The sequence below is a fragment of the Mycobacterium sp. NGS18 genome, from assembly GCF_059813185.1.
This window is the reverse complement of sequence record NZ_JCALEC010000002.1, coordinates 226,904-244,398: the sequence shown is the minus strand read 5'-3', so window position 1 is coordinate 244,398 and position 17,495 is coordinate 226,904. Positions and strand designations below refer to the sequence as shown.

The following is a 17,495-nucleotide window of genomic DNA, read 5'->3' as shown; positions in this document are numbered from 1 at the left end:
AACGGCAGTGCCGCCAGGCTAACCCCGGTCGGCCGCCATGGCATCCCGAAGGCTCTTGGGCCGCAGGTCGTTCCAATGCTGTTCGACGTACTCCAGACACGCCGCGCGGTCGGCACCCTGTTCGCCTCCGTAGACCACTCGCCAGCCGGCGGGCACGTCGGCGAAGATCGGCCACAGGCTGTACTGGTCCTCGTCGTTGACCAGCACGTAGAAGGTGCCGGTGTCGTCGTCAAAGGGGTTGGTGCTCATGAGTTCTCCTCGTTATTTTGACCGCGAGCAGTCGCCAAAGCCCCCTCAGACGGCGCCGAAAGGGGGCTTTGGCGGCTGCTCGCCGGGATGTGGGTGCCCAGGATTCGGTCGGACAGCAGTCCCAGACAGCTCAGGTTCGGAAAACCCGGCCCCTGGGTGAGTCCGGCCAGGTTGGGCAGGAACAGCTTCGGGGCGACGCCGGCGACGGCCAGGTCGTGGCCGATCGCCTCGGCCAGCCGGTCCCCGGACAGCGGGCCGCCCAGGCCCAGCTCCAGCAGATCCAGGGTGTCTTGGCCGAACAACGGCACGAACCACAGCGGGTCGGCGCCGGACCCGTCGATGACCAGGTCGAAGCCGTGCACGGTCTCGAAGTTCTCCCCGCCCCGGTTCGTGCTCAGCGTCAAGCGGATTCGACTGTCCCGGGCTACCGCGTGCGCGACCCGGCCCCGCAGATGCCGGATCCGGTCATCGGCCAGCAAGGCGTCCTGCACTCGCGCCGAGAACACCCCGCGGTCGGTGCGGGCCAGCGCATCACGCCGCTCGGAGAGGGTGAGCGCGGTCCAATCGGTCGGGTCGGAGAACAGCGAGTTCTCGAAGAACCCTTCCCCGCGGGTAAACAGCGTCACCTGCGGGGAGATCACCGTGATCGTCGAAACCCGGTGGCGGAACAACTCATTGAGCATCGATGCGGCGGTTTCGCCGCCGCCGATAACCGCGACGCGCTCGGCGCTGATCCGGTCGGCCGCAGCCCGGTGCCAGAACTGGGCGATCGACAGCACCAGCGGGTTGCCGGGCAGGATCGACTTCTCGGCCTGGCCGGGGCCGGTGATCATCACCGCGTCGGCGGCCACCTCGGTCTCCCGGGTCCGCAACGACCAGCCGGTGCCGTCGACCGACAGCCGGTCCACCTCACCGGGGATCACGTGCAGCTGCACCGCATCGGCGACCCAGCGCAGATACTTACTCCACCGCAGATGGGTGGGGGCGGGCCGGCCCCGATCCACCCACTCGGCGAATTGGCCGGTGGCGATCAGGTAGGCCTGCCAGCTGTAGCGCGTCATCCGCTCGTCGATCTCGGCGTTGCGGCCGGCCACCACCGCCGACCGGTAGGGGAAGCCGACGTCTTTCTCCGGGCTGGTGCCCAGCCGGTGCGCGCCGTCGGTCCAGCCGCCGGAGGCGCGCCAGTTGGCGGCCACCTCGGTGCGTTCGACGGCGACGACGTCCGGTGCGGCGACTCCCATCTCGCGCAGCACGGCGGCTTTGGCGGCCACCGCGACGGCTTTGGCCCCGGCGCCCACCACCGCCAAAGTACTCATCGCAGCTCCTCCACCAGGTCGCCCAAGCTTTCGACGAAAAGTTCTTGCAGTGCGCCGATTTCTTCGGCGCTGAGAACATCGGGCAGCGCGCGCCACTGGGTGATCAGCGCCGGGCCGGACCCGAGATCGGCCACCGCAGCGAAGATGCTCAGCTCGTGGCGTACCGCCTGCTCGGGTTCGGGCACCGACGGCAGGCCGGCGATCAGATCGGGTGCCACGGCGGGGCCGCCGCCGGCCCGGTCGACGCGTCCCAGGTAGTTCAGCAGGACCTGCGGTCCGGGTGCGGCGGCCAGCCTGGCGGCGGTGTCGGAACGCAGGTAAGACAACAGGCCGAAATCAATGCCGCTACCGGGGATCTGGGCCAGCGCACGGGCAACGCCGGCCGGATCAGGCTGAGGCACCCGCAGCGGGAAGATGGCGGTCAGCAACCCGGCGATGTCGGCGGTGTCGACGTCGGGGATGACGTCTTCGGCGCGGCCGTGGGTCTCCAACGCCAGCAGCGGCGCCGTACTGTCTTGGCCGCGCCGCCCGCGCCAGGCGTTGACCATGCGCGTCGTCGCTGCCACGAGCAGGTCATGCATCGGCACGTGCGAGGCCAACAGCGCAGCGGTGATCGTCGCGTCGGCCGCGGCCACCGACACGGTCAGATCACCGGCGCGGTCGCGGTCAGGACGAACCCGCCGCGCGCCCAGGTCCGGGTCATCGCCGGCCAGTTGAGCAGCCCAGTACTCCACGGTGTCCAGCGCCCGCGCGCGTTCGGTGAGTGCGGTGACCCAGCGCCGGTAGCCGCTGCGTTCCGGCAGCGGGTCGGCACCCGCCAGCGCTGCGTGCAACTCTCCCAAAATCACCTGCCAGGAAACCGGATCCAGCACCAGCACATGCCCGCACAGCAGCAGCACCCCGGCTCCGGTGGGCGGGCGAAGCCATAGCGCACGCAGCAGTATTCCGGCTTGCGGGTCCAGGCTGGCCAGAAGCCGGGTGCCGTGGTCGGTGACCGCCTCCAGATCATCGTTGTCGACGGCGATTTCGGTCAGGACGTCGCCGGGGTCGAGCGGGTGCAGCAGCAGAGTCGCCGGGTCGAGGCGCGCGTGCAGCACAGGATGCGTCGCGACGATCGCGGCCAGCGCAGACCGCAGCCGGTCAGGTTCGGTCCCGGGGGGAAGTCGAACCGCTTCGACCTGCCCGAGCCGGCGCGGGCTGCCGTACTGGTAGAGCCAGCGGCCGGCCGGCAACAGCGGGATCGGACCGACGTCGGCGGCGGCTTCGACGGCTCGTTCGGCTTCGGCAGCCTCGTTGTCCAACGCCGCAGCCAGGTCGCGGATGGTGGTACAAGTCAGGGCGGTCCGCGGCCGCATCGGAAGTCCGCGCCGGCGTGCCGCCCGCACCATCGACAGCGCGACGATGCTGTCCAGGCCAAGATCTCGCAGATCGGTCTCGACACCGGGGGTCGCGCCTACTAGACCTTCTGAGCCTTCGATGTTCCCGAAGACCTCGGCCAGGATCTCCACTAGAGCCCGCTCGGTGTCGGTGGCCGGTTCGGCACCACCGCCGACGATGGGGCCGGTCAAGGCGAGCAGCGCGTCGGCGTCGAGTTTCCCGTTGGTGGTCAACGGCATCGACTCCACCGCGGTGATGCGGGCCGGCACCAGATAGGTCGGCAACCGGGCGCCGATCTCGGCGCGCACCCGGATGACGTCCACACCGGGGCCGGTGACGAAGCCGGCCAGTTGGGTTCCGGTCGGTCCCTGCACCGGCAGCACCGCGGCGCCGGTGACGCCGCTCGCCGCGGCCAGGGCGGTCTCGACTTCGGCGATCTCGACCCGGTAGCCGCGCACTTTGACCTGGTCGTCGGCGCGGCCCAGGTACACCAACCGGCCATCGGCGCGGCGCCGGACCAAATCCCCGGTGCGATACATCCGTCCGCCGACGGCAAAGGGATCGGCGACGTAGCGGGCCGCGGTCGCACCGGCCCGGCCCAGATACCCGCGGGTGACCTGCTCACCGGCCAGGTACAGCTCGCCGGCCACCCCGTCGGGCACCTCGCGTAGCCCGGAGTCGAGCACGTGAGCGGTCATGGCGCGGACCACTTCTCCGATCACCGGCACCTCGGTGTCCGCGACGTCGGCGACGACGGCCTCCACGGTGGTCTCGGTGGGCCCGTAGCAGTTGTGCACCGCTGTCGCGGGCACTGCGCGCAGCTTCGCCCAGGTGTGCGGGGCGATGGCCTCTCCGCCGAGCGCCAGCACGCTGAGGCGGTGGGCGGCCTTCGCGTCGAGCAGGCCGGCGTCGAACAGCTGAGTGAACATCGACGGTGAGGTGTCGATCATGTCCAGCCGGTGGCGGCGGATGCCCTCGATGATCGCCTCGGCGTCGCGCATCTCCTCGGCCGAGAACAGGTGCACGCTGTGCCCGCCCAACAGGCCGACCAGCGGCTGCCAGCTGGCATCGAAGCTCAGCGACCAGGCGTGCGCAATGCGCAATGCCCGGCCTAGCCGGGCCACCGCGGGTGCATACATGCGCTGCTGGTGGTCAGCGAAGTACGACGCGATCGCCCGGTGGGTGCCGACGACGCCCTTGGGTTCCCCGGTGGAACCGGAGGTGAAGATGACGTACGCGGCGGAGTCGGGGTGGATCGTCGGCGGCGGGCGCTGCTCGGTCTGCTCCGAACGCAATTCGGCCAACAGAGCGGCGGTCAGCGTCAGTTTCGGATCAGACTGGCGCAGAATGGATTCGATACGCGTTTGCGGCAGGCTGACATCGATCGGGACGTAGGCGGCGCCGGCCTGCAACACCGCCAGAATCGCGATGACCGAATCCAGCGAGCGCGGCACCGCGATCGCGACCCGGTCTTCCGGACCGACTCCCCGTCCGACTAGGACGCCCGCCAGTCTGGCCGTTTCGGCGGCCAGCTCGGCGTAGGTCAGGGTGTGGTTTTCGTCGGTAACCGCCGGACTGTCCGGGTGGGCGGCGGCAGCGGCGGTGAACAGGGCCGGCACTGATGTGGCGGACACGTTCTCCGATGCCACCGGTTCGGCGCGACGGGCCTGCTCGGCCGGCAGCAGCACCTCCAAATCGGCGATGCGGGTCCGCGCCGGGTCGACCAGCTGGCGCAGCACCTGCAGAAGCCGCTGCCCCAGGTCCGCAACCGACAGCTCACCCAGTGCGTCCGGAACCGCCTCCAGCAGCACGGTGAGGCGGCCGTCGCGGGGCGGGGAGCTGACGAGTGTCAGCGGATAGTGGGTAAGGCTTTCCACCGTGACCGGGATGAACCGCACTCCGTCGGGAGTGGTCACCCCGGCGGCCGCCGAGCCGATCGGAGCGTTCTCGAACACCAGCAGGGTGTCGAACACCGCGTTCGGACTGGCTCGCTGCACCGTGGCCAGGCTCACGTAGCCCAGGTCCCGCATGGCTGCGGCATCACGTTGCAGCGCACGGCAGGTCGCGGCGACCTCGGCACGCGGCGGCGTCGATGCGACCACCGGAACGGTGTTGATGAACAGCCCGACCATGGACTCGACGCCGGTGAGCTGCTGGGGCCGACCGGAGACCACCGCACCGAACGCCACCTCGTTGCGATCGGTGAGCCGGCCGAGCAGCACCGCCCAGGCGAACTGCAGCACGGTGTTCAGGGTCAGGCCGTGCCGCCGAGCCCACTCGGTCAGCTGGGCGGTGTCACCGGGTTCCAGCGCCACCTCGTGGGTCTGCGGTAGGACGCTGCCCAACTCGGCCCGCTCGCCGTCGGCCAGGATGGTCGGGGCGCTCAGCGAGGCCAGGTAGTCGCGCCAGGCGGCGACCGCGTCATCAGTGTCTTGAGCGGCCAGCCAGCCGATGTAGTCGCGGTAGGGGCGCGGCGGGGGCAGCGGGTCGACGCCGCCGGCCCGATAGATCGCCACAAGTTCGTCGAAGAACACCGCCATCGACCAGCCGTCGAGCAGCAGGTGGTGCACGGTGAGGATCAGCCGGTGCCGGTCGGTGCCGGAGTGGGCCAGCACGAAGCGCAGCAGGGGCCCGCGCGCCAGGTCGAAATTGGTGGTACGTTCGGTGCGTGCGAGACCATCGAATTCGCTTGGCGACGAATCGATTTCGCGCCACGGTAGACTGACCTGCGCTGGTATGATCTGCACCGGGTGCGGCAGGTCGACATCCCAGAAAGACGCCCGCAGGTTGGCGTGCCGGGCCAGCATCGCTTCGGCGCTGCGGCGCAGCAGCGCGGGGTCGACGGCGCCGACGATATCGATGACGAACTGCACGGTGTAGACGTCCACCCCGTCGTCGACTTCGGCGGCGAGCTTGGCCAGTGAGAACAGTCCCTGCTGCAGCGGGGACAGTGCCAGCACGTCCTCGATCGATGACGCGGTGTTGCGCTGTGTTGAGGTCTCGGTCACGGCGAATCGCCCCAGGACGCAGTCAGATCCGCCAGTGCCTCGCCGCTGAGACCCGAGACGCTCATCGGGGCGAACGCCGTGTCGTGCGGCGCGCTGTCGTCGGCGGTTCGACTGTCAGCGGCAGCGGCGAGGTCGGCGAACGTCGGGTTCTCGAAGATCATCCGCGGGTCGATATCCACTCCGGCCGCACACGCCCGGGCGGCCAGTTGCACCGAGAGGATGCTGTCGCCGCCGAGTTCGAAGAATCCGTCGCTGCGCCCGATCCGCTCGACGCCCAGCAACTCGGCGCAGATGCCGACCAGGGTCTGTTCGGTGGCGGTGACCGGCGGGTCGGCTTCCCCGCGGGTGGCCACCGCCGGCTGCGGCAGTGCCGGCCGGTTCAGCTTCCCGGAGTCGGTCAGCGGCATCGTCTCCAGCACCGTCAGCGACGACGGCACCATGTAGCCGGGCAGAGTCGCGGCCACCGCGGTCCGCACCGACGCGATGAACTCCGCCGCATCGGCGATCGGACCGGCCGGCACCACATAGCCGGCCAGCGTGGTGCCGCCGCGCTGTTCCCAGGTGCGCGCGGCCGCCGCCGCAACCCCGGGGGCGCCCCGCAGCGCCGCCTCCACCTCGGCCAGCTCCACCCGGAAACCGCGCACCTTGACCTGATGGTCGGTGCGACCGACGAACTCGAGTACGCCGTCGCTGCTCCAGCGGGCGCGGTCCCCGCTGCGGTAGAGCCGATCACCGGGATTGAAGGGGTTGGCGACAAACCGGGTGGCGGTCAGCGCGGGGCGCTTCCAGTAGCCGAGCACGACCTGCGGGCCGGCGTAGTAGACCTCGCCGACCACCCCGGGCGGCACCGGCTGCAGCGCGTCGTCGAGCAGGTAGGCCTGCGCGCCGGGCGTGGGGCGGCCCAATTTCGGGGTGGGTGGTGCCAGTTCGCCGCGCACCACCGCGCCGGAGGTCTCGGTGGCGCCGAAGTTGTTGAGCAGCTGCGTCTTCGGCCCGAGCGCCGCGGACAGCCGGGCCAGCAGGTCCGCCGAGACCGGCTCACCGCTGCACACCAGACGACGCAGGCCGGCCACCGCCTGGGGCGCGGAGTCCACCAGCACCGAGATCAGGCTGGCGACCGCGGTCACCTGGGCCACCTGCTCGTCGACGATCAGCCGGGCCAGCGCCTCGGGGTCGCGGAACTCGTTGTCATCGGCCAGGATCATCGTGGCCCCGGCGGCCAGCCCGGCCAGCAGCTCCATGCCGCCCTCCAGGAACGTCATCGACGACTGGGCCAGCCGGATGTCGCGCCCATTCACCGGATAGTGGGCCAGTTGCCAATTCAGCCGGGCACTCATCGACCGGTGGGTTCCCACGACGCCCTTGGGCACACCGGTGGAGCCGGAGGTGAACACCAGATACATCGGGTCATCGGGGTGCGGCACCGGAAGGTCGGCCACGGCGGCGTCTTCCGACAGTTCCGCCTGCACGTCGGCATCATCGGGGCACACCAGCGTCACGCCGGCCGGCGCCGGCATCGCGTCACGCATCGCCGCGCTGACCACGATCACCTTCGGTGCGACATCGGCGACCATGAATTCCAGCCGCTGACGCGGGTAGCTCGGGTCCAGCGGGAAGTAGCCGGCGCCGGCCTTCATGATGCCGACCAGCGCCACCGCCAGGTCGAGGTCACGTCGCACCGACAGGCCCACCAGCGTTCCCGGCTGCACGCCGGCCTTGATCAGCAGTTCGGCGAACCGATCTGAGCGGTGGTGCAGCTGCGGGTAGGTCAGCTCCACACCGGCGCAGCGCACTGCGACGCCGTCGAAGCTTCGGCTCGGGGCCAGCACCTCGGCGATCGTGCGCGGATCCCCCTGGGGGATCTCGGCGCCGCGGCTTTGGGTGAGGATCCACTCGCGCTGCTCGTCGTCGACGAGGTCGATGTCCCGCAGGGTTCGCTCCGGGGCGGTGGCCATCGCGGCCAGCACCCGGCCCAACCAGTCGGCCAGGCGCTGCACGGTGGTGCGCTCGTAGAGGTCGGTGCGGTAGATCAGATGCCCGTCATACCCAGCGGCCTCGCCGCCCTCGGTGGCGAACAGGTTCACCGACAGGTCGGCGTGCGCGATGTCGAACGTCGGCATCACGGTGCGGAACACCAGGTCACCCTCGGCGCTGCTGTTCACGACGTGGCTGACTTCGGCGGCGTCGCGGACGTGGACCACCACCTGGAACAGCGGGTTGCGCGACAGCGTCCGGACCGGGTTGAGCGCCTCCACCAGCCGGTCGAACGGCAGGTCGGCGTGCGCGTAGGCGCCCAGCGCGGCCTCGCGTGCGCGGAGCACCACCTCGCGCAGTGTCGGGTTGCCCGACAACCGGTTTCGCAGCACCACGATGTTGACGAAGAACCCGACCAGGTTGTCCAGTGCGTTGTCGTCGCGGCCGGCGACCGGCACGCCGAGCGGGATGTCGTCGCCGCTGCCGGCCAGGTGCAGCAGCACCGCCACCGCGGCCTGCAGCACCATGAATTCGGTGGCGCCGGTCTCGCGGGCCAGGTTCGCCAGTCCGGCCCTCACCTGCGGGGTGATCGTGAACGCGACGGAGTCGCCGGAGCCGTTCGCGGTGGCCGGGCGCGGGAAATCCGGTCGCGGGCCGGTGTCGTCGGCCAGGCCGGCCAACTGCTCCATCCAATAGCGGCGCTGCGCATCGATCAGTCCGGACTCATCGCGCAGCAGTTCGCCTTGCCAGTGCGCAAAATCCGCGTACTGCAACGCCGGTGGGGCCCAGGAGGGCTCGGCGCCGGTGGTCCGGGACCGGTAGGCGATCAGCAGGTCGGTGAAGAGCACCTCCACCGACCAATGGTCGGCGGCGATGTGGTGCACCACCAGGGAGAGCACCCGCTCATCACCGGGCAGGTGCAGCAGCGCCGCCCGGATCGGCCACTCGTGTTCCAGGTCGAATCCGGCGCCGCGCTGCTCGTCGAGGCGCGCCCGGGTCCACTGCGCCACCTCTTCGGGACCGGTTGCCGGGCAGCGCAACTCGTTCACCTGCACCGGAGCGGCTGGGTTGATGATCTGGTGCGGCAGTCCGTCGATTTCGCAGAAGGTGGTGCGGAGGCTGTCGTGGCGGGCCACCACATCGTTGATCGCCAACGCCAGGGCCGCGGTGTCGCAGGGTCCGGTGAGCCGGGCCGACAGCGGGATGTTGTCGCCGGTCGCGTCCGGGTCCAGCCGGTAGGCGAACCAGGTGCGCAGCTGTGACGCCGACACCGGAAGCGGACCCGACCGCGGCACCGCGACCAGCGGCGGGCGGCTCGGCCCGTTCTCACCGGCCAGCGCCCGCTCTATCGCGGCGGCCAGCCGGGCCACCGTGCTCGCTTCGAAGATGTCGCGGATACCGATCTCCGCCCCGCACCGGTCGCGGATCGCCGCCACCAGCTTGGTGGCCAGCAATGAGTGACCACCCAGGTCGAAGAACGAGTCGTCCGCGCCGACTCGTTCGCGGCCGAGCAGTTGCGAGAACAGCTGCGCCACCGTGTGTTCGGTGTCGGTCTCCGGTTCCCGATAGGCCGCGGTCTCGATCGGCTGGGGATCGGGCAGGGCCGCGCGGTCGATCTTGCCGTGGGCGGTGATCGGAATGTCGTCGACCACCACGTAGGCCGCCGGGGCCATGTATTCCGGCAGTGCGGCGGCGACCCGGGCCCGAATCCGTGGGATCTCGACTTCGGACCCGTCGCCGGCCGGGGTCAGGTAGGCGACCAGGCTGCGACCGAGCGCAGGCAGCTCGGAGACCACGACCACGCACTGCCCGACACTGGGATCCACCGAAATAGCCGCGGCCACCTCGCCGAGTTCGATGCGGAAGCCGCGGACCTTGACCTGGTCGTCGGCGCGGCCGATGAATTCCAGGTCGCCGGCGGCGTTGCGGCGGGCCAGGTCACCGGTGCGGTACATCCGCTGCCCGAGCGCCCACGGGTCGGCGACGAAGCGTTCCGCGGTCAGGCCGGGCCGGTCGAAGTAGCCGCGGGCCAGATGCGTTCCACCAATGTAGATCTCACCGATCACACCGACCGGTACCGGTTGCAGGGCGTCGTCGAGCAGCCGGATGGTGGTGTTGATGTTGGGGCTGCCGATCGGCACGATCCGGTTGCCCTGGGTGCCTTCGACTTTGTAGCGGCTGGAGTTGACCACGGTCTCGGTGGGGCCGTAGAAGTTGTGCAGCAGCGCATCGAAGATGGCGTGGAACTTGTCGGCCAGCTCGCCGGGCAACGGTTCGCCGCCGATCGGGATGCGTCGCAGGGTGCGCCACTGGTTGACTCCGGGCAGCGACAGGAACAGGCCGAGCAGCGAGGGCACGAAGTGCATGGCGGTCACGCCTTCGCGCTGCAGCAGGTCGGTCAGGTAGCCGATGTCACGCAGCCCGTCGGGACGTGGAATGACCAACCGCGCACCGTTTCCCAGGGTGCCGAACAGTTCTCCGATCGAGACGTCGAAGCTCGGTGAGGCGACCTGCAGCAGCACGTCGGTGTCGTCGATGCCGTACTCCTGGCCGAACCATGTCAGGTATTCGGCGATCGGGGCGTGCGCGACCTCCACGCCCTTGGGCAGCCCGGTCGAACCCGAGGTGTAGATGAGGTAGGCCAGGCTTTCCGGCCGCAGTGGGCGTACCCGATCGGCGTCAGTCGGGTCGGTGTCGGGCCGGCCGGCCAGCTCCTCTGAGGTGAGCGGTTCGCGTATCACCAACTTCGCCCGGGCATCGCCGAGGATGAATTCGATGCGGTCCGGCGGATATTCAGGGTCGACGGGCACATAGGCGGCGCCGGCCTTGGCGATGCCCAGCGCGATGACCACCAGGTCGAGCGAGCGGCCCAGCAGCACGGCGACCTTGTCCTCGGTGCCGATGCCGGCCGCGATCAGGTGGTGGGCGATCCGGTTGGCGCGGGCGTTGATCTCGGCGTAGCTGTAGCGGCCGTGATCGTCGACCACGGCGATGGAGTCGGGGGTCAGCGCCGCTCGGTCGGCGACCAGCGCGCCCAGCGTGATCGGCGGGCCGGCGAAGTCCGGTCCGCAGGAGACCGTGTCCAGCCAGGAGCGGTCCTCTTCGCCGAGCATGTCCAGTTCGCTGATGATGGTGTCCGGTTGTGCGACCACGGCGGCCAGCAGCTGCACCAGGTGCCGCAGCAGTTGGTCGACCAGGCCCTCGTCGAGCACATCGTGCAGATATTCGGCTTCGATCAGCGCACCGTCTTCACCGGTCTCGACCATGATTCCCAGCGGCAGCTGGGCGATCTTGCCGCGGTAATCGGCACGCGCGCAGGTGATTCCGGCCGGGCGGAAGCCGCCGGAGTGCACACCGTCGCCGGCGCGGAAGCCGAAGCTGAGCCGGGTGAGTCGTTCCACTCCCCCGTTGCGCCGGTCCGGGTTGAGTTCGCGGACCACCCGGTCGAGGTTGATGCCCTGATGCGCGAACGCACCCAGCGCGGTGTCACGGGTTTGAGCCAGCAGTTCGACGAACCGGGCAGCGGCGTCCACCTTCGCGCGCAGCACCACGGTGTTGCCGAAGTAGCCGATCGCATCCTCGGTGCCGGCAGTGCGGTTGAGAACCGGTGAGGCGATGAGGAAGTCGTCGGTGGCGGTGTAGCGGTAGATCAGCGCGGACAGTGCCGCGGCGATCACCATGTAGGCCGTGGCCCCGTTGCCGCGTGCCAGCTCGGCGATGCCGTCCATCAACTCGGCGGGCACTGCGCGATTGCATATTCCAGCGCGCAGCGTGTGGGGCACCGCCGAGCCGCGCGGGCCGGGCAGTTCCAGCGGGTCGGGCGGATCGGCCAGCAGGGTGCGCCAATAGTTCAGGTCGGCCTCGTGATCGGCGCCGGGCGTGGATGCGACAGCGCGTACGGGGGGCACGGCGGCGAAGGCATCGGGGTCTGTGTACGCGGCGGTCAGGTCTGCGAAGAAGACCGCCCAGGAGGCGTCATCCCAGGCGATGTGGTGGGCCACCAGCAGCAGGATGTGTTCGTCGGGCCGGACCCGGATCAGGGTGAGCCGGAGCGGGGCATCGGATTCCAGCCGGAACGGGGTGGCGAATTCGCGCTGAGCCAGCACTTCCAGCCTCAGCGCCCGGGCTTGCTCGGCCAGGTCGGTGAGGTCGTGTTCGGCGAACCCGGGTGTCACGTCGCCGATCACCGCCCGGGGTTCCCCGTTGTCGTCGACGGCATAGGTGGTGCGCAGCACCGGGTGTCGGGCGGCCACCGCGGCCAGGGCGGAGCGCAGCCGGGCCGGCGCCAGCGGGCCGGTCAATCGGTAGGAGACCGAGATGTTGGCGACGGTGCCGTCCGGATCGAGGGTCTGCACGAACCACATCCGGCGCTGACCGTCATTCATCTCCGGCTGCGCGGGTTGCGCGGGTTCGGTGGCCGGCGCGGACGCGCTCAGCCCGCGTTCGGCGAGCCGGCGGCGCAGCAACTCCAACCGCGCGTCGGTCGACTGGTCGACGGTGTCAGTCATGGGTGAAAACAGTCCTTTCCGTCACCGCGGCCGGCGTGGTGTCGTCCTGCAGCGTGGCCGTCAGCTGGGCGGCGGTCATTCCGGCCAGCAGCGGTCCAAGCGCTACCCGCCGGCCGGTGGCCCGGCCCAGTCGCTTGCGCAGGTCCAGGGCGAGCAGTGAGTCCAGGCCGAGATCGACCAGGGCCCGGTGCATGTCGATGTCGTCGGGTGAGTCCAGGCCGAGCACCGTCGCGAGTTCGACGGCCACCACCTCGCCGACCGGGCGGCCGGTGTCGGGGGCCGCCGATGACGCGGTCAGTGATTCGGCGAACGGGCTACCCACCCCTTGGCTGTCGAAGAACACGGCCAGCCGGTCGAAGTCGGCGGTCAGGATCGCCGGGTTGTTCGGCGCGGCCAGCAGTCCGGCGGTGATCGCCGCTTCGGGCGGCATCGGTGTCAGGCCGGTCCGCGCGATTCGGTTCTTCTCGTCGCCGCTGACCACGGCGACGTTCTGCCACAGCCCCCAGCGGATCGCGTTCGCGTTCACGCCCTCTGTCCGGAGCCGCTCCGCCAGGATGTCGGCCATCCGGTTGGCCGCCGCGTAGAGGCCGTGGCCCGATCCGCCCCACAACGCCAGCACCGACGAGCAGACCAGCACCTGCGCGTCGGCGTGCCGCGGCCAGTGTCGCACCAGGTTGTCCAGTCCGATTACCTTGGCGCCGAAGGCGTCCCGAACAGCACCACCGCTGATTTGTTCGGCGGCGATGGCTTCGGCCGACGCGGTGTGCACCACGAGCCCGGCCGGCGTCGGCTGGTGCTCGGCGATCAGCGCCGCCAGCGCCGCCTCGTCGGTGATATCGCACCGCAGCGCGCTGATGTTTGCCCCGGTGCGTGCGCGCACTGCATCCAGCTGCGCCGCAGTGGCACCGGCGGCCCCGCTGCGGCTGAGCAACACGATGTTGCGGGCACCCCGTTCCGCGCAGAACGCCGCGAAGGCCATTCCGATGGCGCCGGTGCCACCGGTGATCACGACGGTCTCCGGAATCGCGGGCACTCCCGGCGCGGTGGAAGACTCGACCAGTCGTCGCGCCCACAGCCGCCCGGAGCGCACCGCGACCTCGGTGTCGGTCAGGGTCAGTGCGGTGATCGCGGCCCGGAGGTCGGCGGCGCTGAGCTGGACCGGCAGATCCAGGTGGGCGAACGTCTGGTCGGGGTAGCCGAATCCGGTGCTGCGGTGCAGCGCCGCCAGTGCGGCGGCCCCGGGCCGCGGCAGCGGGTCACTGTCGAGCCTTTCGGCGCCGCGGGTGATCAGCCACACCCGTCGGCAGTTCGGGCCCGGTGCCGGCGGTGTCTGTCTTCCCGCGTGACCAGCGAAGGCTCTTGCGGCCGCGGTGATCTCAGCATCGTCGGCGGGCGGGGCGATGAGCACCAGCAGTTCGGCGTTCGCTGGGGCGACCGCACCGGCGTCCAAACCGGCCGCCAGCCGGGTGGCCAGTTCAGCGGATTCGCCGGTGTAGTCGATGACGGCTACCCCGACCGGCCGGTCGGCGGGTTCGTCGACCGGCGCCCACTGTTCGGTCATGACGACCGGCTGCCGGTGGCGCTGCGCGGACGGCTCGACACCGGCCCACAGCCTGGTGGTGTGCATCGGCGCGTGCGGGAAGTGCCGCAGCGGTGCACCTGCGTCGGGTGCGGCGAAGTCCCGCCAGCGATAGCCAGGGTCGGCGATCGCCGCAGCAGCGATGTTGGCCGACAGCGCCTCGTCGGCCGGGCGATCGCGGTCGGCGCTGGCCAGCACCTGCGCGGAATCGGCGATGTCGCCCAGCGGCACCAGCAGGGTGGGGTGCGCCGACATCTCGACGAACGTGGTGACCCCGCGCGCCACCGCGGCCCCGGTGGCCAGGTCGAACCGTACCTGCTGACGCAGGTTGTCGAACCAGTACTGCCGGAACGTCTTGCCGGGCGGGACCGGGCCACCATACACCGAGCCGATGAACTCCACTGGGGCGCTGTGGAATTGCGCGTCGGGCAGCTGTGCGATCATCCGATCACGCAGGGGCTCCAAAACGCTGGTGTGGGCCGGATAGCGCACCGCCAGCTCGCGGGCGAACACCCCGCGACGGTCTGCGCGCGCCAGGATCTGCTGCACCGCAGCCCATTCGCCCGAGACCACCACCGATTGCGGGCCGTTGACCACCGACAGCTCCACCCAGCCGGGGGTGCCGGCGATGAATTCGGCAGCGGCCTCGGCGCCCAGCGCGATCATCGCCATGCCGAATCGTCCCGGGGTGTCATCGGTCAGTTCCGCCCGTGCGATCACCACCGCGACCGCGGCGTCGAGATCCACCACGCCGGCGGTGTAGGCGGCGGCGAGCTCTCCCAGACTGTGGCCGACGGTGATGTCGGGCAGCACCCCGAAGTGCCGCCAGGTGGCGGCCAGCGCCGCGGCGTGGGTGAACTGCGCGGCCTGCACCACCACCGGGTCCGCGTCGTCGGTGCCGCGCAGATAGGTCAACGGCGAGGGATGCCCGGCGCGGCGGAAGGCGTCCGCGCAGCGGTCCGCCTCGGCGCGATAGGCCGCGATGCCGAACAGGTCGGCCCCCATGCCGGGCCACTGGTTTCCCTGCCCGGGGAACACGAAGGCGGTGCGGGCGGCCTCCTGCTGATGGGATCGGGCCACCAGCGGATGGTCGGCGTCGTGGTAGACGGCGTCGAGGCCGCTGATCAGTTCGCCCGCGTCGCGGGCCCGGATGACGGCGCGGTAGCGGCGGATCGGGCGGGTGGCCCGCAGCGTCTGCGCCACGGCCGCGACGCCGGGCTGCCGGGTGTGCACGTAGCGCGCCAGTGCGCCGGCCTCGGCCTGGACCAGGTCGCGGGCGTGCGCCGAGATGAGGACCGGGATGCGGCCGTCGGGCAGGGCGGTCGGGTGGGTGCTCAGCACGATGGCGTCATTTCCGCGTCGTCGACGGCGACGATCACGTGCGCATTGGTGCCGCTCATCCCGAACGCCGACACCGAGCCGATCCGGCGGCCGTCGCCGGCCGGCCAGGCGATGATGGTCTCAGCCAGGGTGATGCCGCCGCCGTGCCCGCCGTCCCAGTCGATGCCGTCGTGCCAGCCGTCGCTCACATGCAGGGTGGGCGGGATCATCTGGTGTTCGGCGGCCAGCAGCACCTTGGTCAGCCCGAGCGCTCCGGCCGCGGCCTGGGTGTGCCCGATGTTGGACTTCACCGAGCCGAGCCGCGGGCCGGCGCCCGGCTCGGTGTCGGCGCCGTAGACGTTGATCAGCGACCGCAGTTCGACAGGATCGCCGACCCGGGTGCCGGTTCCGTGGCCCTCGATCATGCCGACCTGGCCCGGGTGCACGTCCGCGTCGGCCAGCGCGTGCCGGAACAGTCGCTGCTGGGCCTGCTCACTGGGGGTGAGCAGGCCGGTAGTGTGGCCGTCCTGGTTGAGCCGGCTGGCCAGCACTTCACCGTAGATATGCCGGCCGTCGCGCAAAGCCGCTGACTTGCGTTGCAGCACAAAGATTCCGGCGCCCTCGGCCCAGACCGTTCCGGTGGCGGCGGCGCTGTAGGGCCGGCAGTGTCCGTCGTCGGACAGCGCGTGCTGCTTGGAGAACTCGACGAAGAACCCGGGCGAGCCCATCACGCACACGCCGCCGGCGAGCGCCATGTCGGCGTCACCGGTCCGGATCGCCTGGATCGCCAGGTGCAGCGCTGAGAGCGCCGAGGAACAGGAGGTGTCGACGGTCAGGGCCGGACCGGCCAGCCCGAGGGTGTAGGCGACCCGGCCGGAGATCACCGATAACGCGGTCCCGGGCAGCAGGTGACCGCTGTGGGCGGAGAACTGCGCCATGTCCGGGCCGTAGCCGGTGACCGATGCGCCCAGGTAGACGCCGACGTCGTGGCCGGTGAGCTCGTCGGGGTTGATGCCGGCGTCCTCCAGCGCGCGCCAGGCCACCCGCAGCGCGACCCGCTGCTGCGGGTCCATCGCGATGGCTTCGCGTGGCGCGATTCCGAAGAATCCGGGGTCGAATTCGGCGGCGCCGGAAAGGAACCCGCCGGCGTTGCAGATGGGCTTGAAGCCGTCGCGGTGTGATCCGTCGATGAGTTCGCGCACCGCCCAGTCCCGGTCCTCGGGAATGGTGCTCAGCGCCTCACGTCCGTCGGCCAGCAGCGACCAGTACTGCTCGGCCGTCTCGACTCCGCCGGGCGCCTCGATGCCCAGGCCGACGATGACGACCGGATCCTCGCACCGATCAGGCATCGGCGATGATCCGATTCGCCAGTGTGTCGATGTGCTCGTAGTGATAGAAGTGCCCGCCGTCGTACAGCGAGACGGTGCAGGTGCCGGAGGTGTGTTGGGCCCACCCCTCGAGCAGGTCGGTGCCGACGCGGTCGTCGGAGCGGCCACCCAGCACATTGATGGCGGCGCGGATCCGCACCTCGGGTGCGCACTGGTAGCGGTTGAACGCCAGATAGTCCGAGCGCACCGGGGTGAGCAACAGCGTGAGGAATTCCTCGTCCGCCAGTATGCGCGGGTCGGTGCCGCCGAGTTCCTCCAGTTCGGCACGCAGGTCGGCATCACCGGTGGGCACCTTGCGCAGCCCGGCCACCACGCCCGGGGCCGGCGCGGCCGAGGCCCACAGCCGCTGAATCTCGATGCCGCGTTCTTCGGCGATCCGGGCGAACTCGAAGGCGACGAGCGAGCCCATGCTGTGCCCGAAGAGCCGCAGCGGCCCGAGCTGGTGCCAGGGCGCCGCGTCGAAGAGGCTGCGGGCCAGCTGCGGGACGGTTTCGGCGGGCGGTTCGCGGAACCGGTCGGCGCGCTGCGGATACTGCATGACGTACGTGTCGACGCCGGCGGCCAAAGCCAGCGCCAAGGGGCGGTAGTTGACCGCCGCTCCCCCGGCGTGCGGGAATACCAGGGTTGCCGGCCCGGGCCCGGAAAAGCGGCCCATCCAGGTCGGAAACTGCGCGACGGCCGAGGTGTCGTCCATCCGGTCCCCTCGCATGCAATTCAGTCTGTTAGTAAAGGCTGCCCTAATTTCCCGGGTTAGATTACCCCGCTGGGGGGCGCGC

At 70.5% G+C, this 17,495-nt stretch carries 7 protein-coding genes; all 7 read right to left on the bottom strand.

All coding sequences use genetic code 11. From position 1 onward, the window contains the following. Positions 1-18: 18 nt before the first annotated feature. The 7 genes from AC5Y31_RS04690 to AC5Y31_RS04660 are packed head-to-tail and all read right to left on the bottom strand — an operon-like array spanning position 19 to position 17,428. Entirely contained in the window at positions 19-249 is a 231-nt protein-coding gene (locus AC5Y31_RS04690) for an MbtH family protein (protein WP_065024046.1), read from the bottom strand. Next, the gene (mbtG, locus tag AC5Y31_RS04685; protein WP_499978435.1) at positions 246-1,565 is read right to left on the bottom strand and encodes an NADPH-dependent L-lysine N(6)-monooxygenase MbtG; all 1,320 of its coding nucleotides are present in this window, start codon (positions 1,563-1,565) and stop codon (positions 246-248) included. The genes AC5Y31_RS04690 and mbtG overlap by 4 nt, the downstream gene beginning before the upstream one ends. Further along, positions 1,562-5,950 carry an amino acid adenylation domain-containing protein gene (locus AC5Y31_RS04680; protein ID WP_499978434.1) on the bottom strand — a complete coding sequence of 1,463 codons (4,389 nt, stop codon included), beginning with the start codon at positions 5,948-5,950 and terminating at the stop codon, positions 1,562-1,564. The genes mbtG and AC5Y31_RS04680 overlap by 4 nt, the downstream gene beginning before the upstream one ends. Then, complete coding sequence (locus AC5Y31_RS04675; RefSeq protein ID WP_499978432.1) at positions 5,947-12,432, bottom strand: amino acid adenylation domain-containing protein; 6,486 nt, start codon at positions 12,430-12,432, stop codon at positions 5,947-5,949. Before AC5Y31_RS04675 ends, AC5Y31_RS04680 begins: the two co-directional genes overlap by 4 nt. Continuing rightward, entirely contained in the window at positions 12,425-15,352 is a 2,928-nt protein-coding gene (locus AC5Y31_RS04670) for an SDR family NAD(P)-dependent oxidoreductase (RefSeq protein WP_499978429.1), read from the bottom strand. Before AC5Y31_RS04670 ends, AC5Y31_RS04675 begins: the two co-directional genes overlap by 8 nt. Continuing rightward, positions 15,346-16,680 (bottom strand): beta-ketoacyl [acyl carrier protein] synthase domain-containing protein, encoded by a 1,335-nt coding sequence (locus tag AC5Y31_RS04665; RefSeq protein ID WP_499978425.1) that lies wholly within the window; start codon positions 16,678-16,680, stop codon positions 15,346-15,348. Before AC5Y31_RS04665 ends, AC5Y31_RS04670 begins: the two co-directional genes overlap by 7 nt. Then, positions 16,673-17,428 carry a thioesterase II family protein gene (locus AC5Y31_RS04660; RefSeq protein ID WP_499978422.1) on the bottom strand — a complete coding sequence of 252 codons (756 nt, stop codon included), beginning with the start codon at positions 17,426-17,428 and terminating at the stop codon, positions 16,673-16,675. The genes AC5Y31_RS04665 and AC5Y31_RS04660 overlap by 8 nt, the downstream gene beginning before the upstream one ends. Positions 17,429-17,495 lie beyond the last annotated feature (67 nt).

Excerpts from the sequence above, each read along its gene's own strand:
- AC5Y31_RS04690 (WP_065024046.1), bottom strand. The coding sequence starts at position 249 with ATGAGCACCAACCCCTTTGACGACGACACCGGCACCTTCTACGTGCTG.
- mbtG (WP_499978435.1), bottom strand. The coding sequence starts at position 1,565 with ATGAGTACTTTGGCGGTGGTGGGCGCCGGGGCCAAAGCCGTCGCGGTG.
- AC5Y31_RS04675 (WP_499978432.1), bottom strand. The coding sequence starts at position 12,432 with ATGACTGACACCGTCGACCAGTCGACCGACGCGCGGTTGGAGTTGCTG.
- AC5Y31_RS04665 (WP_499978425.1), bottom strand. The coding sequence starts at position 16,680 with ATGCCTGATCGGTGCGAGGATCCGGTCGTCATCGTCGGCCTGGGCATC.
- AC5Y31_RS04660 (WP_499978422.1), bottom strand. The coding sequence starts at position 17,428 with ATGCGAGGGGACCGGATGGACGACACCTCGGCCGTCGCGCAGTTTCCG.